General features: G+C 66.9%; 20 protein-coding genes, 1 tRNA gene and 1 pseudogene. 16 read left to right on the forward strand and 6 right to left on the reverse strand.

What is annotated here, in order from left to right; genetic code table 11:
• Positions 1 to 76: 76 nt before the first annotated feature.
• Complete coding sequence (locus C5N14_RS01800; protein WP_117665047.1) at positions 77 to 1459, reverse strand: LPXTG cell wall anchor domain-containing protein; 1383 nt, start codon at positions 1457 to 1459, stop codon at positions 77 to 79.
• 248 nt (positions 1460 to 1707) lie between these two features.
• Positions 1708 to 2202 carry a YajQ family cyclic di-GMP-binding protein gene (locus tag C5N14_RS01805; protein WP_117665048.1) on the reverse strand — a complete coding sequence of 165 codons (495 nt, stop codon included), beginning with the start codon at positions 2200 to 2202 and terminating at the stop codon, positions 1708 to 1710.
• Positions 2203 to 2350: 148 nt separating this feature from the next.
• Between C5N14_RS01805 and C5N14_RS01810 the strand changes: the two genes are divergently transcribed.
• Positions 2351 to 2434 (forward strand) — tRNA-Tyr (locus tag C5N14_RS01810).
• Positions 2435 to 3050: 616 nt separating this feature from the next.
• Here the strand turns inward: C5N14_RS01810 and C5N14_RS31645 are convergent.
• Together C5N14_RS31645 and C5N14_RS01815 are read right to left on the reverse strand one after the other, a co-directional pair.
• Complete coding sequence (locus C5N14_RS31645) at positions 3051 to 4256, reverse strand: hypothetical protein (protein ID WP_128763501.1); 1206 nt, start codon at positions 4254 to 4256, stop codon at positions 3051 to 3053.
• Positions 4257 to 4662: 406 nt separating this feature from the next.
• Positions 4663 to 5085 carry a GntR family transcriptional regulator gene (locus C5N14_RS01815; RefSeq protein WP_165878012.1) on the reverse strand — a complete coding sequence of 141 codons (423 nt, stop codon included), beginning with the start codon at positions 5083 to 5085 and terminating at the stop codon, positions 4663 to 4665.
• Positions 5086 to 5633: 548 nt separating this feature from the next.
• Between C5N14_RS01815 and C5N14_RS32830 the strand changes: the two genes are divergently transcribed.
• The 4 genes from C5N14_RS32830 (at position 5634) to C5N14_RS01835 (ending at position 8038) form a co-directional block, all read left to right on the forward strand.
• Positions 5634 to 5966 (forward strand): hypothetical protein, encoded by a 333-nt coding sequence (locus tag C5N14_RS32830; protein ID WP_243639053.1) that lies wholly within the window; start codon positions 5634 to 5636, stop codon positions 5964 to 5966.
• 10 nt (positions 5967 to 5976) lie between these two features.
• Positions 5977 to 6303 (forward strand): precorrin-4 C11-methyltransferase, encoded by a 327-nt coding sequence (locus tag C5N14_RS01825; RefSeq protein WP_243639055.1) that lies wholly within the window; start codon positions 5977 to 5979, stop codon positions 6301 to 6303.
• Positions 6304 to 6461: 158 nt separating this feature from the next.
• The gene (locus C5N14_RS01830) at positions 6462 to 7274 is read left to right on the forward strand and encodes a GntR family transcriptional regulator (RefSeq protein WP_243639057.1); all 813 of its coding nucleotides are present in this window, start codon (positions 6462 to 6464) and stop codon (positions 7272 to 7274) included.
• Positions 7262 to 8038, forward strand: a complete 777-nt coding sequence (locus C5N14_RS01835; RefSeq protein ID WP_243639061.1) for a glycosyltransferase — start codon at positions 7262 to 7264, stop codon at positions 8036 to 8038. Before C5N14_RS01830 ends, C5N14_RS01835 begins: the two co-directional genes overlap by 13 nt.
• Here the strand turns inward: C5N14_RS01835 and C5N14_RS01840 are convergent.
• Both C5N14_RS01840 and C5N14_RS01845 read right to left on the reverse strand, forming a co-directional pair.
• Positions 8028 to 8468 carry a hypothetical protein gene (locus C5N14_RS01840; protein WP_117665053.1) on the reverse strand — a complete coding sequence of 147 codons (441 nt, stop codon included), beginning with the start codon at positions 8466 to 8468 and terminating at the stop codon, positions 8028 to 8030. The genes C5N14_RS01835 and C5N14_RS01840 overlap by 11 nt on opposite strands.
• A gap of 156 nt (positions 8469 to 8624) precedes the next feature.
• Complete coding sequence (locus tag C5N14_RS01845) at positions 8625 to 9578, reverse strand: restriction endonuclease (RefSeq protein ID WP_165878013.1); 954 nt, start codon at positions 9576 to 9578, stop codon at positions 8625 to 8627.
• Positions 9579 to 9733: 155 nt separating this feature from the next.
• On the opposite strand from C5N14_RS01845, the gene C5N14_RS01850 reads away from it, so the two are divergent.
• The 11 genes and pseudogenes from C5N14_RS01850 to C5N14_RS01900 form a co-directional block, all read left to right on the forward strand.
• Entirely contained in the window at positions 9734 to 10135 is a 402-nt protein-coding gene (locus tag C5N14_RS01850; RefSeq protein ID WP_117665055.1) for a transcriptional regulator, read from the forward strand.
• A 274-nt stretch (positions 10136 to 10409) separates the two neighbouring features.
• Positions 10410 to 12026 carry an FtsK/SpoIIIE domain-containing protein gene (locus tag C5N14_RS01855; protein ID WP_371685783.1) on the forward strand — a complete coding sequence of 539 codons (1617 nt, stop codon included), beginning with the start codon at positions 10410 to 10412 and terminating at the stop codon, positions 12024 to 12026.
• Positions 12023 to 12277: a hypothetical protein gene (locus C5N14_RS01860; RefSeq protein ID WP_117665056.1), complete on the forward strand. Its 255-nt coding sequence runs from the start codon at positions 12023 to 12025 to the stop codon at positions 12275 to 12277. Before C5N14_RS01855 ends, C5N14_RS01860 begins: the two co-directional genes overlap by 4 nt.
• A 5-nt stretch (positions 12278 to 12282) precedes the next feature.
• Positions 12283 to 12474, forward strand: a complete 192-nt coding sequence (locus C5N14_RS01865; RefSeq protein ID WP_117665057.1) for a hypothetical protein — start codon at positions 12283 to 12285, stop codon at positions 12472 to 12474.
• Positions 12471 to 13049, forward strand: coding sequence for a DUF2637 domain-containing protein (locus C5N14_RS01870; RefSeq protein ID WP_117665078.1), 579 nt, complete (start codon positions 12471 to 12473; stop codon positions 13047 to 13049). Before C5N14_RS01865 ends, C5N14_RS01870 begins: the two co-directional genes overlap by 4 nt.
• Complete coding sequence (locus C5N14_RS01875; protein WP_117665058.1) at positions 13046 to 14827, forward strand: replication initiator; 1782 nt, start codon at positions 13046 to 13048, stop codon at positions 14825 to 14827. The genes C5N14_RS01870 and C5N14_RS01875 overlap by 4 nt, the downstream gene beginning before the upstream one ends.
• Positions 14824 to 15009, forward strand: a complete 186-nt coding sequence (locus tag C5N14_RS01880) for an AlpA family transcriptional regulator (protein WP_030329852.1) — start codon at positions 14824 to 14826, stop codon at positions 15007 to 15009. Before C5N14_RS01875 ends, C5N14_RS01880 begins: the two co-directional genes overlap by 4 nt.
• Positions 15006 to 16442 (forward strand): tyrosine-type recombinase/integrase, encoded by a 1437-nt coding sequence (locus tag C5N14_RS01885; protein ID WP_117665059.1) that lies wholly within the window; start codon positions 15006 to 15008, stop codon positions 16440 to 16442. The genes C5N14_RS01880 and C5N14_RS01885 overlap by 4 nt, the downstream gene beginning before the upstream one ends.
• Positions 16443 to 16686: 244 nt before the next feature.
• The gene (locus C5N14_RS01890) at positions 16687 to 17424 is read left to right on the forward strand and encodes a hypothetical protein (protein WP_117665060.1); all 738 of its coding nucleotides are present in this window, start codon (positions 16687 to 16689) and stop codon (positions 17422 to 17424) included.
• A gap of 377 nt (positions 17425 to 17801) precedes the next feature.
• Positions 17802 to 18497: an HAD family hydrolase gene (locus C5N14_RS01895; RefSeq protein WP_117665061.1), complete on the forward strand. Its 696-nt coding sequence runs from the start codon at positions 17802 to 17804 to the stop codon at positions 18495 to 18497.
• A gap of 99 nt (positions 18498 to 18596) precedes the next feature.
• Positions 18597 to 19078 (forward strand): annotated as a pseudogene (locus tag C5N14_RS01900) (hypothetical protein); the annotation flags it as partial.

A 19078-nucleotide genomic window follows, 5' to 3' on the forward strand; every position in this document is an offset into this window, starting at 1 on the left:
ATGCTGGCTGAGCCGGGACGGACTCCAGGCACTCCGGGCACCGGGATTCCGGTGCCCGGAGTGCCTGTCGAACCGATCAGACCTGAACGTGCGCCCTGCGGCGGATCCGGCTGGCCCCGAGCAGGAGGCCGCCGGAGGCCAGCAGGCCGCCAGCCAGTGAGAGGGCACCGGCGGAGCTGTCACCGGTGACCGGCAGCTTCGGCTCGTCCTTGTCGCCCTTGTCGTGCTTGCCGTGCTCGTCGTCCTTGCCGTCGTGCCGGTGGTCGAACTTGCCGTCCCGGATGCAGACGGTGACGGTGGCAGGGTCGGAGGTCACGGTCTTGCCGTCGAACTTGCCGGTCGCTCGGGCCGTGTTGACCACCTTCCCGGCCTTGACGTCGGCCGAGGTCACCACATGCGGCTTGACGGCGTGACAGTCGGTGCTCGTACCCGGCGCCAGCGTGGTGCTGTTGCAGACCACCGCACCGGCGGTCGGGTCGTCGACGGCGACGTTGGTGATGGTGACCGTGCCGGTGTTGGTCACCCGGTAGGTGTAGAAGATCTTGTCGCCCTTGGCGGCGAAGCCGTCGTTCTCACACTTCTTGTGACAGTCCGACTCGACCCGGGCCTTCTTGTCGATCGACAGGCTGGCCTGCTTCGGCGGGGTCGGCTCGGTGGTCACGGTGAACGTCGCCTGGTTGGACGACACCTTCTGCTCGTGGAACGTCCCGGTCGCCTGCGCGGTGTTGACGATCTTGCCGTTGTCCACGTCGGCCTTCGTGACGGTGTACGTGCCGGTGCAGGTGGTGCTCGCCCCCGGCGCGAGCGACGTGGCCTGGCAGGTGATGCCGGAGACCGTGTCGTCGGTGACGGTGATGCCGGTGATCGGGTCGGTCGTGCCCGTGCTCTGGTTCGTCACCGTGTAGGTGTAGGTGACCTTGTCACCGGCCTGCACGCCGGTGGCCGGGGTGCCGGTCTTGGTGAGCCCAAGCTTCGGGTTCACCTGGGGGTTCGATGCCGCGCAGGTCTGGCTGAGCACGAAGAAATCCGCGCTTCCGGAGATCACGGCGGTGGCACCGGTGAGCGTCCAGCCAGCCGGGAGCCGGATCCACGCCTTGCTGGTCCCCATGCCGTTGACGATGGCGCTGTTGGGGTCGGTGGGGATCGTCCGCGTGACGGTGCCGCTCGGCGTGCTGAACGTCGCTGTGATCGACTCGAAGATGCCGCTGGTCTGTGAGTCCCCCGGCAGGTTGAACACCCACACGTCCTCGTTGGGGAAGGGCCCACCGCCGAGGTTCGGGTCGCAGTCTTGGGTGAACTCGGCCGCCGTCGTCGGCACGTTCCCTGGGTTGATGTTGATCGTCGACGCGGCGACGGCCGGCGAGCCGGCCGCGAGCAGCAGGGCGCCGGCCAGCAGCGTGAAGGCGGCCAGTCGTACCCGGATGCCGGCCCGTCTGCTCGGCGAAGAGGTCTTGCTCATGTGGATCCCCCGTGTCGTGGACTATTGACAAAGGGGGCAACGAGTAGTAGGAGACGCACGTCACGCTGGGGAAGGTGAAATCCCCCGCTAGGTGGAAAAGATGCACTTTCTACCACCAAGTCGCCTTGGCTGCGCCCATGCGTGTGCCGAGAGCGGCTGCTCTGGGTGAGCTTCGTGCCCGCGAGCCGTCGAGTTGCAGCCGCTCGCCGGTGGCGGCCGGCCCCGGGGTGGCGGCCGGCCGCACCGCGTCAGCGGTAGTTCGTGAATTGCAGGGCGACGCCGAAGTCATCGCCCTTGAGCAGGGTGATGACGGCCTGGAGGTCGTCCTTCTTCTTGCCGGTGACCCGGAGCTGATCGCCCTGGATCTGCGCCTGGACGCCCTTGGGACCCTCGTCCCGGATCTTCTTGCTGATCGCCTTGGCCTTGTCCGATTCGATGCCCTGGATCACCTTGGCATCGATCTTGAAGATCTTGCCGGAGGGACGCGGGTCGCCGGCGTCGAGGGACTTCAGCGAGATGTTCCGCTTGACCAGCTTCTCCTTGAAGACGTCCAGGGCCGCCCGGACCCGCTCCTCGGTCTCCGCCTGGAGGCTGATCGCCTCCTCACCCGACCAGGAGATCTCCGCGCCGGTGCCCCGGAAGTCGAACCGCGTCGCGAGCTCCTTCTCCGCCTGGCGGAGGGCGTTGTCGACCTCCTGCCGGTCGACCTTGCTCACGATGTCGAACGACGGGTTCGCTGCCATGCTCATGCTCCTGCTGTCCGGCGGTCAGTGCACGTACGTCGCCCGCCGACCAGCGGCACGACCCTCTGACGGTACCCGGTTGCGCCGGACCCGGGAGCAACCGCTATCCTTGGCTCCGCTGCCGCGCACGGCGTGGTGGTGATGCCCTGGCGGGTTGCCCGAGCGGCCAATGGGAGCGGACTGTAAATCCGTCGCGAAAGCTTCAGAGGTTCGAATCCTCTACCCGCCACCAGGTGCAGATGCGGCCCCTGACCAGCAGAGATGCTGATCGGGGGCCGTTTTCGTTGATCTAGCGGAGTCCGGCTGAGTCCAGTCGTTGACGACTGGTTGTGGGCAGATGGTGGGCAGGTCGATCTTGCCTCTGAGTGCTCCTCTGTGGCTGCGCCTGTTGGTGTTGGCAGCGCGGGCCGGGCTGGCGCGGGCCGTGCTCGTAGGGGCCGGCTGAGGGCTCCGCGCTGGCGTGTCGCTGGCTACGGGAGGCAGGCCGGGGGCAAGCCAGTCCCGGGGTTGGACTGGCGCGGCAGCCGGAAGCCTCGACCCTCGATCAGGTCGACCCGTTCGGCTTCCGTACCGCCTGGCCGTGGTCGTGCCGGTTCGGTCATCGGTGGGGGCGGTTGTCCGGCGGCAGTCGGTGGCTCTCCGCCCCGGCGCCGGAGGCGGCCGGGGCGGGTTGCCGCCGGCCGGCTTACCGCCCGCGGTGCCTTGATCCAATACAGAGGAATTCGGCAGCGCGAGTGGGTTGAATTATGTCGTCGCCGCAGCTTCGCCAACGCCGAACATTGCTATAGAGCGTGAAATGTCATGCAGTTGGAGAACCGCGATCGGCGGTATGGGGGTGCGTGAGTAAATCACTTTGGAAGTGCCGCAGTCCCATGCCCTAGCTGCGACGGTGGCTCTGCCTGTTTCAGGCGTCTAAATCCCCCTGGCAATGATTCGTCACGAACGGCAAGGAGGTACGAAGAAGCGCTCGCTTGCCTTAATCCGCGTAATTCACCGACGGTCTGGATAGCTGATTGGCCTACCCCCAAAGCGAATCCGACGCCAGTCGCGAGTGTCGTAAGAATGTTATTGCTGCCAGCAAGCTGACTGATTGCTGCGGCTGCGATCGGTGGTACTGCCGCTTGGGCTGATATGATTCCAAAACATCCATTCAGTCGCCTCTGCTGAAGTGATTTCTGCAGTTCGACAAGTCCGGGGTATACCTCTCGCTCGTACTTGATGCTCAAGATGTCCCTAAGTGCGTTACCGTCGATCGTGCCAGTCTCGGCTGACATAAATGAGCCTGTGCTGACTTGCTGCATGTAATGCTGGAAAGCAATCAATGCGGCCCGATGTTTCGATCTAATGTCTACAATGACTTCCGCAGTGAGGCGATCCGAAGCCGCAGGCAGAACCGCCCGTACAGAGGCCATGCCCAGCAAGCCTGACAAGTCTTCTCCCAGATCAACGGGGGGCAGTTGGCCGCCTGGCTGGAGGAGTGCCTGACGTATGATATCGCTCGTCCAACTGAATGAGCCTAAGAGTGGGGAGTGATAGACGCTCATTGGTTCTGCGAGATTAACCCTCGCAAGATCCTGCATAAGCATGCTGTAGTAGATTCGGCCGAGATTGGCTGGCGTCAGCAGCCGATCCCACATCTGGTAGATGTTCTTCTTGAAGGATCCGATCTGTTCATCAAGAACCGCTTCTCGGAGCGTGTCGGGGATGAAATCTGTATAGATTCCAAACGTCTTTGCGTCACTCCTGGCGGGTCTGGCTCCTTGAAACCTCATTACTTCTCTGAGTTCCGGCCCTGATTGACGAATCACCTCGACCAGTGGGGCCGCCACTCTTCGTTTGTCGGCGCGGGAGAGTTGAACCTTGCGAATTATTTCATGGTCTACAAGACCATCGAAAAGCCTGTCGCGCCTGGCATTAATTGGGGGCGAGGGTAGAGGGTAGTTATATTCGTCTGACACGCCTGGAATAAGAACTATGAGACGATCGAAGTATAAGGCTGCCGAAATCAAGGAATTCTCGTTGACGTCGCGTTGCCTCATGAATCCTGTGACCATTCATTGATTATATAAGTTATGTCAACGAGGGTGAGGTCGGCGCGCTGCAATCCCAGTCCATTCGCTACGGTAATTTTCGTCGGCGGTGGCTTGCGAATCCTGAGTCGGATATGTTCCAGAAGGGTCTTGTCGGGATTGACGTCCTGCGGGCGTGATCGTTCAACCCGGTCGCCGGCAGTTCTTGGTTTAGCTGCGGTAGGTGCGGCTCATGCTTACGCCGCCTGGGGGTCTCGACTTGCCGTTGGGCGTGCGTGCGGCGGCCTCACGCCTACCTTAAGAACGGAAGCTATCTGCGGGCGCCGGCGTATTGCGTGGCCGGGGTCGGAGCATCCGCGGTGCGACGGGCGGCGCCCACGCGCCCGTGCGTGCGGCCCGTGAGGAGGACGTATCGAAGGCGCGAACTGTTCTATTGCTTCGTCTGAAGCAGTCGGTAGGTTCTGACGACTGTTCTGACGGCTCCGCTTGTTCGAGTGAGGCTCTGTTGTTCCATCAGGGCTGTGCCGACCTCGACAGCGAAAAGGGCTGCAAGCTCTACGTCAGCAGTGACTTGGCGCTGCTGCGTTTCCGTCTCGGAACCCTCGTCTGGCCCACGCTCGTGCTGGCGGGGGATTGCGTAGGTGCCGCGGCCGTGTTCGGTGGCCACCAAGCCTGCCTCGCGTAACGCGGCTATTGCCTGACGAACCGTGCCGCGTGCCGCCTGGAATTCGGCGGTGAGCGCGCTCTCAGCCGGCAGAAGGGCTCCGGGTGGCATGACGCCGCTCTCGATGCGTTCTCTCAACTGCTCGGCGATGACGCGGTAGCGGGGCTGTCCGTAGTGCGGGGTGGGCACCTGCTCACCGTACCTGGCACTTGTCTTAGCAAGTGACAACCAAGCGACCCGTTTTGATGTATGGACAACTCATCCACTTGTAGGTACGTTTCTTGGTGTGCGGCCAGGGTGACGGCTCGTAACAGGGGTGGCTACGGGCTGGCCCTGGTCGCACCTGATGCGCGGCGTCCTGTCGGACCGGTTGCGGTAGCCGCGCGTACAAGTTGGCTCGGCGATACCCGACCCGTCTGTGTCGGACGGTGCGCCGTGCCTTCATCCGGGCCGGTGGCCGGCCGCCTCCCCCGTGACTGGCCACCGGCCCTCCCTACCTTTGGAGGTGCCATGTCCGGCTCTCATCGTCGGTCCGGCTGGTTTTCGTCCTGGTGGCCTCGGAGACGCACGCCGATCCGGGCCGCCAGCAGCACCGCCCCGTCAAGCCCACGCACGGCTTCTGTCCTGCCCTCGCCATCGTGGTCCCTAGCGCCAACGTGGAAGTTGCCCGTGCTGCGGGACGCGCCGCTGATGACGCTGGCCCAGACCTACCGGGGCAACGGTGGACGGTGGCCGCGATGAGGCGCACGAGCAAGCCGGCGGACAGCCCAAGCCATCCTGACTGGTGCACCCCGGATCGCTGCGGCTACCTGGTGCCGCCAGTGATGGCGCACATGGCCCGCCGTCATCGCGGCCCGATGCATCTGGTCGGCGACAAGCGGGCGGGCGGACTCGTCGTTACGTACCTCATCGGTTGTGACGCTCTGGGGCCGATGGTTGGGGTTCACGCGTCGTGCCGGGGCGGGAACGCCTGGGCGGAGTTGTCCTTGCCGCAGGCGGCCGAACTGGTCGAGCAGCTTCGCGGGTTGTTGGCGCAAGTCACCGGGGACCAGGGGGCCGACGATGAGTGAGGGTAGACCCATGACGGAGGGCCGGCCGCCGTCGTCGATCGCGCCGGCCGTATGCCCCGCGTGGTGCAGGGGCTGCGGGCCGAACGACCCGATGCACCGAGGGCTTCTCGCGACCATCGGGCGGGAGCGGACCGGCTGGATCAGCGTTCAACTGCTCGTCGACCGGTTCGCGCGGCGGGACCTGGCGGTCAAGCTCGACGCGACCCGCTACGGCGCAACCCAAGCCGTCCTCCTGTCGGCGGCGCAGGTAGACCGGCTCATCGAGGAGCTGACGCACGCGCGACAGGTGATGCGGGCGCCAGCCAGTCGGCGCGGACAGGCGGGGGAGACGCGATGAACGCGAGCAACCGCCGGGGTGTAGCTGCCCCTCGTACTCCTGGCCCACGCCGGGCGCAGTCACCCCGAGCAGCGGTAACGGTCCCTCCGGTTCCCGAGCGGCCGGCCGGGGGGACCGCCTGGCAGACGTTGGAACGTCTAGGCGGTACGGTGGCCGGTGTGCATGGCAGGGACTGGCGCCCTCGTTACCTGCAACTCGCGGAAGAGTTGCGGGTCAAGATCATGGGCGGGGAGATGGCGCCCGGCACGCTGATGCCGAGCGAGACCGAGTTGGCCGAGTCGTCCGGCCTGTCCCGCACGAGCGTGCGTAACGCGATCCGGCAGCTTCGGGAATGGGGTCTGGTCCGGGCCGAGCAGGGGCGTGGCACCTACGTGCGGGCTCCCCGGCAGCGGGTACGCCGTCGCAACACTGAGCGGTACCAGTGGGAGAAGGATCGGGTCCTGCTCGACGAGGGCGAGCGGTTGAAGACCGGCGCGACCGAGCATGACACCGGTCTGACCGTCGACGACCTGAAGTTCCACGCCGAGTACTCCCGGGTGGACGCGGATGCGGAGATGGCGGCGGCCCTGCAGGTCGAGCCGGGTACGCCGTTGCTGCGCCGGGTGTACTGGACGTCGTCGCGGCACGAGAACGCGCCGCTGACCGTGTCGTACTCGTACCTGCCGTACGACCTGGTGGCCGCGAACCCCGACCTGCTCGACGAGAGCAAGGAGCCGTGGCCGGGCGGAACGCAACACCAGCTCTACACCCTTGGCATCGAGCTGGACCGGATTGACGACGAGATCCGCGCGCGTCCGCCGTCGCCCGACGAGGCCGAGTTGCTGGACATCGACCCGGGCGTCTCCGTGCTCACCGTGCGCAAGACCTCCGTCGACACCACCGGCCGGGTCGTCGAGGTCGCCGACGTGGTGATGCCGGGCGACCGCACCGAGCTTGTCTACTCCCACAAACTCCAGCGGTGGAAAACTTGACGCAGCTCGTCTCGGTCATCACCCCGGTCCACGCGCCCAGCATCGAGTACCTCGCTGGCGCGTACGCGTCGCTGGCCAAGCAGGAGATGCCGGCCGGGTGGGACTGGCAATGGCTCGTCCAGGAGGACGGGCAAATCGGCGCCCTGGTCGACGCGCTGCCCGATGATCCCCGGATCCGTCTCGGCACCGGCCGTGCCGGTGGGCCTGGTGTTGCCCGTACCCTCGCTCTTTCCCGGGTGTCCGGGGAACTCATCAAGGTCCTGGACGCTGACGACCAGTTGACCCCCGGCGCGCTCGCCCGGGACATCGCCGCGTTCGACGCGCACCCGCAGATCGGCTGGGCCACCTCGCGGGTACTCGATCTGCTGCCTGACGGGTCCACCGCCGGCTGGGACAAGGATCCCGCCGGCGGGCTCATCGACCGCGGTGCGGTCCTGTCGTTCTGGCAGGCCAACGACTACCGGGCGTCGGTGCACCCGGCGACCCTGTGCCTGCGCCGGGATCTCGTCTTCGCCCTGGGCGGCTGGATGGCCCTGCCCGCTTCCGAGGACACCGGCCTCCTGCTCGCCGCCAACGCGGTCAGCGAGGGCTACTTCACCCGGGAGTACGGCTTGCTCTACCGCAAGTGGCCCGGCCAGGTCACCAGCCAGGCCGCGCACCGGGAACCGGCCGAGTATCAGGCGCGGATGAGGATCATCGAGGCCAGAGCCAACGCCCTGGCCTCGATGGTGCCGAACGGCTTCGGCGGCGGCGCTACGGCGTAGCCTCGTGCCCCGGCATCCCGTGGGTGCGCCGCCGCTCCTTCATCTCCGCCTCGTAGATGTGCCGCCGGCCGCCGGCCAACTTCTCGCGAGCGTCCCGCTCGATCTCCTGGAACGCGGCGTAGTACCCGTCATCGAACTCCTCCACGATCTGGAACGTCCACCGGCCGGGTAGCACGTTGCGCCCCAACAGCTCGTGCTCAACCCGGTCGGCCACCGTGTCGTGCCCGGCCTCGCGGAGCAGCTTCACCACCCGGTCGAGGGTGAGATCCGCACCGCCCACGAGCTGATGGGCCGAGTACAAATGCCCTCGTACGCGGTGGATCGTCTCTAGCGCCTTGCTCAACTCGCCCAGCGCCTCAACCGTCGTGTTGTTCATACCTGGCACCCGCCTGTGTTGCTGATCTACTGCTTCAATACTTTCCGCATCCATGGTCAGCTAATACCCAGAAGTAGGGCACGCCACCTACCTTCCGCCCTGCGGTGCCCGAAGGGCTGGTGACGCTGCCACCCGTTGCATGCCGGCCACCGAAGAAGTCGAAGGTGAACCTCATTCTTGGCCGTCAGCGGCAATAAGAGTGACGAATCTCTAGATGTATTTTGGCAATTCCTCGTAGTATCTGTAGTGGTCCGCGTCGTAGGTATCGCTGCCAGGGAAAACCTTCCTCATCGAGAACTTAAACCAATCAAATTGTCCATCACTGTAAGTGACTCTGTCGTGCCCGAGGATTTCTTGAAGCTCCTCTTCGGTGTAGGCCGGACTTACGTTTGATTCGAGGCCGGAGCTCGGGTAGAGGTAGTCGAAATACCAGGTAAAGGAGCCAATTTTGTCGTCACAAAATACGCCTCTTGGGCGAATCTCATGCCCTGTCGGCAGGGTTATGCGCGCCACTGAATCAAGTCGCTCGTCTACACTCTGGAGCTGGTAACCAAGCTGGCTGCCATGTCGGTTCGCCATCCGGATGAAGTAGCCCCGAGTGACTCCTACGAACCTATTCGGTGACTCGGTCGCGAATACTCGCCAACCGGCAGCAGCGGCGCTTTTTGGTAGGAAGCGCTGCGCCACCGCCCACCCCCGAGGGCTATTCAGCATTCTCTCTAGCTCTACCCCGTCCCAGACGTGTACTAGAACCCCTCGATTTCGCTCTATCGCCTCTAGGCGGCCCATGAGACTGCTTGATGGCTGGGTGGAGCATACGAGAAGGTAGCCATGCGCGTTATGCTGCGAGACGGCATCAACGACGCCCCCGTCAGAGCCCACATCCTCACCATTGACGGATCTTCCTGTTCCCTGGCTTGCATGTGCTGTGTGCTTGCAAGAAACAAGCCAGCGACGCGTCTTTTTTCCGAGAAGAGCATCTCCCTGCTCCTCAAGAATGAGATCTCGGCCGCCGTCCGCGCCTCTACCGAACCACTGGACGCGGTAGTCAAGCGCTAGGCACAGCTCGCGAACAAGCTGCTCAAGGTCTTCCCCATTGGGAGAAAGTTCAGTGAAGTCAAGCACGACCTGAGTCTCCCACTGCCAGATGCCTGTGAGGTTCACGGCCGGAGCGTCCCGTCGCCAAGGCTTCTGCTGATGTCCCTGCTGGAGCTTGCATGGCAGCCCGCCGCCGCGAGCCACTTGTTGACTTGTCTGCCAAGTGCCGTCTACCTTGGAGTCTCACTTGGCAGACATGCCAACAACCTGGAGGTTGAGCGATGGCTCTGCGTGGCGGTACGAGGTTCGCCGTGCGTTGCGAGGACGTGTTCCCGGCGGGGTGCGCGTTGGTGCCCGAGTCACTGGGTGAGGTGGAGGACTACGACGAGAAGACCGGCCGGCGTAGCCCGGCGAAGGACAAGCTGACCGGCCAGCGGGTGTGGCAGGTCCGCGTGATGGACCTCGACCCGGAACTCGGGAAGCGCTCCCGGGAGACGACGGTGAAGATCTCGGCTGACTACCAGCCGGTTGCGCCGACGGGCGCCCCATTCGAGGGCGTCGAGTTCGAGGGCATGACGGTCACGCCGTACGTGTCGAACAACGGTCGGATGGCGTACTCGCTGCGGGCGACCGGGATGCGTGCCCCGGCGGGCGTGGCCGGCAGCAAGAAGGCGGCGGCGTAGCCGCTTTTGGTGGGGGCGGGGCTGTCAGGTCTTGGAGGACGGCAGCCCCGCCCTCTGTCTCTTCCCCCTGCTCTGTCGAGAGAGGTAGTGACGTGTCCAAGCGTAGGCGATCGGCTGCCCCGGCCCGGTCTCGGTGCGGCGTGTGTCAGTCCCGGTTCGACCCGGCCAGCGGTGCGGCTGACCGGTGCCCGCTCTGCGTCGGGCAGCTCGTTCTTCCCCTTCCCCCGGTCCGCGATGCGTCGGGTCGGTTCGTGTCGGTGCGGGGTGCGCGATGATGCGCCGGCCGCGTGGCCAGGTGGTGATGACGACCGCCGGGGACCTGGTGGTGATCCGGCCGAAGCGGTTCGAGCTGCCAATGTGGGCGGTCGTGCTCGGCCTGGTGCTGCGTTGGCTCGCCGGGGGCTGCTGGTGGTGCCTGCGTCACCCGGTCACCGTGGGCCTGGCCGTGCTCGCCGTCTTCCTCTACGTCGAGTACGGCTGGGCGGGCCTGGTCGTTCCGCTGGTCCTGGCGTCGGCGGTGTCCGCGGTGTGGCGGTGGCGCGATGAGACGTCCTGGTGGCGGTGGTGCGCCGGGCCCCTGCTCGGCCGGTTCCGTCAGGTCTTCGTGTACCGGCGGGCGTGGCGTGAGGCCATGACCCTGTGTGGCCTCGCCGAGACGTACGACCACCGCGCCGTCCTGCCCGAGCTGCTGCGCGTGCGCTCGGATCAGGCCCTCGACGTGCTGACCATCCGCATGGTCCGCGGGCAGACCCCTGCCGACTTCCAACGGGTCACGGCGAACCTCGCGTACGCATTCGGTCGGCGGCACGCCCGGGTCTACTCCGAGCGGCCCGACGACGCGCCGACCCGGACCGGCTATTGGGCGCTGGTGTTGGGGTGGGTGGATCGGGTGCGGTTCCGGGACCGGCCGACCGTGGTCTACCTGGTGCTCGTCCGCACTGACGCTCTGCGGCCGGTCGTGGCCCCCTTCGAGGCTCCGGCTGTCCCGGACTTCACCGCGCTGCCGCTGGCGCGGCGGGAAGACCTGGGCATCTGGTCGCTGCGCCTGCTCGCTACGCACGTGCTTATCGGTGGGGCCACCCGCTCCGGTAAGGGCTCGGTGCTCTGGTCGCTGGTCCGTTCGCTGGCCGGTGGCATCACCTCCGGCCTGGTCCGGCTCTGGGTGATCGACCCCAAAGGCGGGATGGAGTTCGCCATGGGCCGGCCGCTGTTCGCCCGGTTCGCCTGCAAGTCCTTCGAGGCCATGGCCGATCTGCTCGACGAGGCCGTGACGGTGATGCGGGAACGTCAGGATCGGCTCGCCGGAACCGTCCGGGTCCACACCCCGACCGAAGCCGACCCCCTGGTCGTGGTCGTCATCGACGAGATGGCCGCCCTCACCGCGTACCTGCAAGATGTCGACCTGCGAAAGCGCATCGCCGGCTTGCTCGGGCTGCTGCTGTCGCAGGGTGCCGGCGTCGGCGTCCTGGTCGTGGCCGCGTTGCAGGACCCGCGCAAGGAGGTGCTGCCGTTCCGGGACCTGTTCCCGACCCGCATCGCACTCGGGCTGACCGAGGCGTCGCAAGTCGACCTGGTCCTCGGTGACGGCGCCCGCAACCGGGGCGCGCTGGCTGACCAGATGCCCCGATGGGCCAAAGGCGTGGGCTACGTGATCCTCGACGGCACCCCCGAACCCCTGCGGGTCCGCTTCTCGTACGTCACCGACGACCACATCCGCGACCTCGCCCGCCATTACCCGGCCCCGGCCGACGCGGCGGACATCCTCGCCCAGGTCGGCCGCGAGTCGACCCCGGAACCGGTCCGCCGGCCACTGCCCCGGCCGCGTCGAGGGCCACTGCTGCCCGATGCGCTTCGCGACATCCTCGACGCCGACGGGGGCGAGCCGCGGTGACCACCTCGACCTTCTACCGGCTCCGTGCCCCCGCCACCGACGGAGCGAGCAGTACGGCTGTCTCGGTGCGCGTCGACCCCGAGCGACCGGACCCGTACCCGGTCTACCTGGCGGTCGGTGCGGGTCGGCGGCGGATGTCCCTGACCCCCGACGAGGCGTGGGCGCTGTGGCGCTGCCTCTCCGAAGCCGTCGCCGCGCTCGGCACCCCGCCCGACTACATCCGCACCGACATCCGACCAGCCCGGAGGTAACCGCCGTGAACACCCTCACCCGCCTCATCAACCGGCTTCGGCGTCCGCTGCGCATCCGGCTCGTCGGCCCGGCCGACCAGACCGCCGCCGCCCTGCACGGCTTGGCGCAGATGGTCAGCCGCCGACCCGACATGAACGACCGGCGCATCCGCATCGACCTCACCATCCGCGAGAAGCCGTTGCAGGAATGGCGATGACCGAGCGCACCGAATCCGCCGTACGCCTGGTGATCCTGCTCGCCATCGGCAGCATGGCCGGCGCCGCCGCCTTCACCCACGTCCACGACCTGTCCGTAACCCACGGCCAACCCGACTGGATCGGCTGGGCCAACGCCGTAGCCGTCGAACTGATGGCCATCTACCTCGGCCTGGAACTCCGCGCCCGCCGCCGTGCCCGTCGCCCGGTCGGCCTGGTCGCCTCGCTGCTCGTCGCGTTCGCCCTGCTGTCGCTTGCCGCCCAGGTCGCCGAAGCGGAACCCTCGGTGTGGGGATGGACCGTGGCGGCCGTACCGTCCCTGGCGTTCCTCGCCCTGGTGAAGGTCGTCCTGTCCAACGCCCCGGCCACCCCGCCGGCACCCGAACCGGACCAACCCCCGGCCGACTGGTACGAGGTGCCCGAGCAGGCCACCACCCACCCCGAACCCGAGCGTCCGGCCGACCCCGTGCCGCCGACTGTCCCGGCACCGGCTGTCGCCTTCGCCCCGGCGGCGGTGCTGCCTCCGCGTGGCGTCGTCGGGTCGAACCGGCCGCACGTCGTCGGGATCATCCGATGACGGCTCCGACCCTGCCCGGCCTCGAACCCGCCCCGACCCCGGCTGCTGCTCCTCGGCCGGGGTCGCGGGCGGCCCGCATGGCGCTACCCCGCTCGGTCGACGTGCTCAAGGAAATCGCGGCCGAGTACGGCGTCTGCGTCCGCCCGCTTGCCATGCGCCGCACGGATCTCGACACCGGCCTGACCGAGGTCATCGACCTTCCCTGTGGGGCCACCCGCGAGGACAAGTGCGCGCCGTGCGCCAAGAAGAACCGCCGGCTACGGCAGGCCCAGATCCGGGAGGGCTGGCACCGCGACGACGAACCGCTACCCGGCCCGCAACCAGCCACCGAGGAGCAGAAGTCACTGATCCTCTTCCGGGCACACCTGGAGTTCTCCCGCGACGAAGCGGCACGAGCAAGCCAATGGGACCAGGTCGCCGACCTCGACGAGGCCATCCGCGAGGTAGAGGAAGCCATCGCCGCCGAAGGGCTGCGCGGTCGCGTCGGACCTCCCCACGCGGCCGTCGACGAGGACCAGAGCGACGAGGACACCGGCCGCCGGCGCAAGCGCTCCACGAAGCGGCGCCAGGATGCCCCCGAGCTACCCCGGCGCAAGGTCGAGCGGCGCACCGTCGGCAAGACGTACACCGCCTCGGACGGCTCGACCTACCGGCCGTCGATGTGGCTCACACTCACCCTCGACTCGTACGGCCCGGTCCGTCCCGACGGCACTCCGGTCAACCCCGACCGGTACGACTACCGCCGGGCCGCCTGGGATGCCGTCCACTTCCCCCGGCTGCTCGACCGGTTCTGGCAGAACCTACGCCGCTGCGAGGGCTGGAACGTCCAGTACGCCGGCTGCGTCGAGCCCCAACGCCGACTCGCCCCTCACGCGCACTTCGCCATCCGGGGCACCATCCCCCGCGACACGCTGCGCACCGTGGCGGCGGCCACCTACCACCAGGTGTGGTGGCCGAGCGTGGATGTCCAGCGGTACACCGCCGACCGACCCCCGGTCTGGGACGCAGATGCCTCCGCGTGGGTCGACCCGGACACCCACCAGCCGCTGACCATCTGGACCGAAGCCCTCGATGCCATCGACGCGAACCCGGACGCCGAACCGGTGCACGTCGCCCGCTTCGGCGCCCAGGTCGACGCGCGCGGCGTTATGCCCGGCACCGACGACGCCGAGCGGACCATCCGGTACGTCACGAAGTACATCACCAAGCACACCGGCGACTGCCACAAAGCGACCACCGACCGGCAGCGCGCACACCTCGACCGGCTCTGGTGCCAACTGCGGGTCACCCCGTGCACCGACCGGTGCGCCAACTGGCTGCTCTACGGCGTCCAGCCTCGCAACGCGAACGCCAAGCTCAAGCCCGGCCGCTGCAAGGGAAGGGTCCACCAGCGGGACACCCTCGGCATCGGCGGCCGGCGCATCCTCATCTCCCGCGACTGGTCCGGCAAGACCCTCGCCGACCACAAACACGACGTACGGGCCTGGGTTCGGGCACTGCTCGGCGTGACCACCGACAGCGCCACTGCCGACAACCCCGGGCAGCTCGCCGACGACCAGGGCGCCGCCGTCGAACGGGTCCGGCACGCCTGGGAACTCGCCCGACCCGACGACCCCGACGTTGGCCCGCTGTCCCACCGACTCATGCGCTCGATCAGCGAACGCGCCCGCTGGCGCTCCGAACTACTCGCCGCGAAGGACCGGGCCAAACAGGGGCCCGCAGACCTTTCGGCAACTCAGCACACGGCACCACAGCACAACGGGGAGAGATCAGGTTGAACGAGGAACTGCTGACCGTGCCGGAAGTACTCGCCGAACTGCGGGTACCCCGCTCGACCTGGTTCTACTGGCGGCAGACCGGCAAGGGACCACGGGTCATCAAGCTCCCGAACGGGCAACTGCGAGTCCGCCGGTCCGCGCTCGGGCGTTGGCTCGGCGACCTTGAGCAGGACGCCGCGTGAAGAGCTACGAGGTCCAGATCTGGGAGATCGGCAAGCGCGCTGACCGGAAGGCTCGGCCCTGGCGGGTCCGCTGGGCGGTGAGCGGGCAACGCTTCGAGGACATGTTCCGTACCAAGGCCCTGGCGCACTCGTTCCGCGCCGAGCTGGTCCAGGCGGCCAACGCGGGGGAGCCCTTCGACCCGGCCACCGGCCGCCCGGTCTCCGAGGCCAGAACCAAGAACCCCACCACCTGGTACGCGCACAGCCGCGCGTACGTCGAGATGAAGTGGCCCCGGGCGGCGGCCAAGACCCGTCGGTCGATCGTCGAGGCGCTGACCTCCATCACGGTCACCCTGACCCGGCCGGCGAAGCGGGGCCGCCCGGATGACGCACTGCTTCGTGAGGCGCTGTACCTGTACGGCCTCAACCCGCGCCGCTGGTCCGACGAGATCCCGGCCGACCACGCGGCGGCGCTCGCCTGGCTCGAAACCGCGTCCCTGCCGGTCGTCGAGCTGGACTCGCCCGCGATGGTCCGCCGGGTCCTCGACAGCCTCTGCGTGCGGCTCGACGGCAAGCCTGCGGCGGCCTCCACCGTCCAGCGCAAGCGTGCCACCTTCTACAACACACTCGGGTACGCCGTCGAGCTGGAGCTGATCGACTCCAACCCGGTCGACCGAGTCCAGTGGACCGCCCCCGAAGTCGCGCAGTCGATCGACCGGCGGGTGGTGGCGAACCCGGCCCAGGTCGCCATGCTGCTGGAGGCGGTGAAATCTCTCGGCAAACGTGCCGACAAGGTGACGGCGTTCTTCGGCTGCCTCTACTACGCGGGCATGCGGCCCTCCGAAGCGGCCGACCTGCGGCGCGATGACTGCGACCTTCCCGGCCACTGCCTCGGTTGCGGGACCGACTTCGACGACCTGGCGGCGGTCAAGCCCTCGGCGTCCTGCGACCACGGCAAGATCGAACATCGCTGGGGCCGTCTGGTGCTCGCCGGCACCTCGCCGCGCGCCGGCTCGCACTGGACCGATGACGGCGGATCCCACGAGCGGCGTGGCCTCAAGCACCGGGGCCGGCAGGAAACCCGGACGGTCCCGATCCCGCCCCGGCTCGTCGAGCTGCTGTGCGCGCACTTCGACAACCACGGCGTCGGTCCGGACGGCCGGTTCTTCCGGGGCCTGCACGGCGGACCGCTCTCCGAATCGGTCTACGACCGGTGGTGGAAGCTCGCCCGCGAGAAGGCGTTGACCGAATCGCAGGTCGCCTCGCCCCTCGTCCGCCGTCCCTACGACCTACGTCACGCGGCGGCCTCGCTCTGGCTGAATGCCGGCGTCCCGCCGACCGAGGTCGCCCGGCGCCTGGGCCACGGCGTCGCCGTCCTGCTCCGCGTCTACGCCAACTGCATCGACGGCGGAGACGACACCATGAACGACAAGATCGGCGACGCCCTCGGGTGAGGGACCGACTACAAGAGACTCCCTTCGCCGTCCGGGCGTCCCCGGTCCAATGATGCTTGACCAACTGCGGGACACTCGTAATCATGTGGCAACTGACTGTGGTCGGCCGTGCGTCGGGAGGCGTGGGTCAAGGGGGCGGTACAAATTGAAGGCTGATCTCGCCATCAGGCGGGTGCTGCCAACGCCTCGTCCGTCAGGCCCGCGGACCGCTCAAGCGCGTTCAGTCCGCAATCGAGCGGCACTGGTGGTGCTCATACTCCTGGCCTTGGTGGTCGCTGGCTGCGATCCAGAGACTGAGGGCAAGGGCAAGCTCCGCTACAAGCCTCCGCTGCTGCCGGTAGCGCTGACGCTCGGACCCGATGGCGTGGCTGTCGAGGGCGAAACGAGCTTCGTTACTCCCATCGGCGAGTTCTCGATCGGCGCCGAGTACTCCCTCCCGCCGCGAGACGGAAGCACGATCTATGTCCTGCTTCGCGACCGCAAGAAGGGCAAGACCGGGTTTGACAAGGTGTTCAGGGTCCAAGCTGGCCGTGAGCAGCTCACGGTGATCGTGAACGGGACGACCACGATCCAGGTGAAGGACGGGCAAGTCCTGATCGACATCACCGACGGCGCGGTGAAGAAGATCCAGTTCAAGCGAGTGGATCAGGCCACGGTGAAGGAGGGCGGCGATTCGTTCTGGGCCAAGACCGGCGCGAAGTGGGATCAGGGCTGGGAGTCTTCGATCTACAAACCCTTCGTGTTGACGCGCTGGGCCTACGACGATTCCACCATCGACAAGTGGTGTGGTCTGGGGTTCGTCTGGTTCCTGCTGCGTCTGGCGCTCACGCTTGTGCTGCTGCTCGTAGACCTGGTGTTGAGCTCGATCTTCTTGATCGCCCAGATCGCCTACCTGATCTTCGGCGCCACTGGTCGCAACGTCGTCTGGGGAGTCGCCATCCTGGTGGTGATCATTGCGGGGTTCCGCTGGCTGCTTGCGTGACCCGGACATTGTGGGCGTGGGCAGATGGTGGGCGGCTGACCAGCCGGCACCTGTCTGGAGGATAGAAACAGCAGCTCAACGGGGGTGACCGAAGCAAGATCGCAGACGCCCTGTAAATCCGTCGCGAAAGCTTCAGAGGTTCGAATCCTCTACCCGCCACCAGGTGCGACAACGGCCCCTGACCAGCAGAGATGCCGGTCGGGGGTCGTCGTCGTTAGTCCTGCTGAGTCTCACTCAGGACCGCTTGATCTCAGTGGTTGTGTCGGATGCGTGTCTGCGCGCCGATCTTCCTCGGCCCGTGCCTCGGCCAAGGTCGGCGAAGCGTCCCGCCAGTGGTTCGACTCCGTGTGGTCGACCATCGCCTACCGGTACGACGGATGAACGCCGACCTCGGCCGGCTACTCGGCGAGGTTGGCGCGGTACTGCTCGACTTCGACGGCCCGGTATGCAGCATCTTCGCCGGCTACCCCGCCCCGCAGGTTGCCGCGGAACTGGTCGAGTTGCTGCGGCAGCGGGAAGTCGACGTGCCGGCGAACCTTGCCAGCGAGCCAGACCCGCTCGAAGTGCTGCGGCACTTCGGCGCGGCCGGCGACAACAGCGTCACGCGGGTAGAGGACGCGCTCTGCGCGGCTGAGTGCTGGGCCGTCGAGACTGCCGACCCCACGCCGTACGGCCGTGAGGTGATTGTCGCGGCCTGGCAGGCCGGCATGCCGGTGGCGGTGGCCAGCAACAACTCAGCCGGCGCGGTGAGCGCCTACCTGACGGCGCACCGGCTCGCCGCGTACGTCTCGCCAGTCGTCGGTCGGGCGTACGCCGACCCGGACCGCATGAAGCCCAACCCGGAACCAATCCTGCAAGCCATCCGAACATTCGGCGAGATTCCGGGTCGATGCGTCCTTGTCGGTGACTCGCTGTCGGACATCGAGGGAGCACAGGCGGCAGGCGTGAGGGTGATCGGCTACGCCAACAAGCCTTCGAAGGTCGAAGCCTTCGATACGGTCGGAGCGGATGCGGTCGTGACCAGCATGAGTGAGATAGCCGGGGCGTTGGTCGACCGTCTAGCGAACGGGTGAGGTGACTTCGGTCCGACGCAGACGTCCAGGAATTGCCGCGATGCGATACGAATAGGAGCTGTGGAGCCATCCCCCAAGTTGTCCCCAGCCGCGTCCACCGTGAAGGTTGAGGTTCCCGCAGCTTCAGCGACAGACAGCCCGGTACCAAGGCTGAAGCTGTGGGAGATTCGCTGGTCAATCGTCTCGATGGTTGGCATTGCTGTTCTGCTCATCATCGGGCTGCTCGTCGGCGCACTGTGGTACGCCGGGTTCCCGTCGTTCGTACGGGACGGCACGGTGAGAGTGAGCACCCTGTTTGAACTTCTCAAGCTCGTGTTTGCGATGGTGGCTGGCATCGGTGGCGTTGCAGCTCTGGTTGTCGCCTACCGCAAACAGCGGGTAGCGGAACATACGAACAAGCTGGCTGAGTTCGCGCACCAACTGGCGCACGCGGCCGATGCGCGGGCAGAGGTGACCAAGGCTCTCGCTGAGGCGGCTGATGAGCGTGCCAAGCTTGAAACAGAGCGCAACGGAATTCGGCTGTTCAACGAGAGGTTCGCCGAGGCATCCGAGCAACTCGGCTCGGACAAGGCAGCCGTACG

This window comes from Micromonospora sp. MW-13 (assembly GCF_003434305.1).
In the GTDB taxonomy this organism is placed as follows: domain Bacteria; phylum Actinomycetota; class Actinomycetes; order Mycobacteriales; family Micromonosporaceae; genus Micromonospora.

Coding starts and splice junctions, on each gene's coding strand:
- C5N14_RS01800 (WP_117665047.1), bottom strand. CDS start 1,459: ATGAGCAAGACCTCTTCGCCGAGCAGACGGGCCGGCATCCGGGTACGA.
- C5N14_RS01805 (WP_117665048.1), bottom strand. CDS start 2,202: ATGGCAGCGAACCCGTCGTTCGACATCGTGAGCAAGGTCGACCGGCAG.
- C5N14_RS31645 (WP_128763501.1), bottom strand. CDS start 4,256: ATGGTCACAGGATTCATGAGGCAACGCGACGTCAACGAGAATTCCTTG.
- C5N14_RS32830 (WP_243639053.1), top strand. CDS start 5,634: ATGAGGCGCACGAGCAAGCCGGCGGACAGCCCAAGCCATCCTGACTGG.
- C5N14_RS01825 (WP_243639055.1), top strand. CDS start 5,977: ATGACGGAGGGCCGGCCGCCGTCGTCGATCGCGCCGGCCGTATGCCCC.
- C5N14_RS01840 (WP_117665053.1), bottom strand. CDS start 8,468: ATGGATGCGGAAAGTATTGAAGCAGTAGATCAGCAACACAGGCGGGTG.
- C5N14_RS01850 (WP_117665055.1), top strand. CDS start 9,734: ATGGCTCTGCGTGGCGGTACGAGGTTCGCCGTGCGTTGCGAGGACGTG.
- C5N14_RS01855 (WP_371685783.1), top strand. CDS start 10,410: ATGCGCCGGCCGCGTGGCCAGGTGGTGATGACGACCGCCGGGGACCTG.
- C5N14_RS01870 (WP_117665078.1), top strand. CDS start 12,471: ATGACCGAGCGCACCGAATCCGCCGTACGCCTGGTGATCCTGCTCGCC.
- C5N14_RS01875 (WP_117665058.1), top strand. CDS start 13,046: ATGACGGCTCCGACCCTGCCCGGCCTCGAACCCGCCCCGACCCCGGCT.
- C5N14_RS01895 (WP_117665061.1), top strand. CDS start 17,802: ATGAACGCCGACCTCGGCCGGCTACTCGGCGAGGTTGGCGCGGTACTG.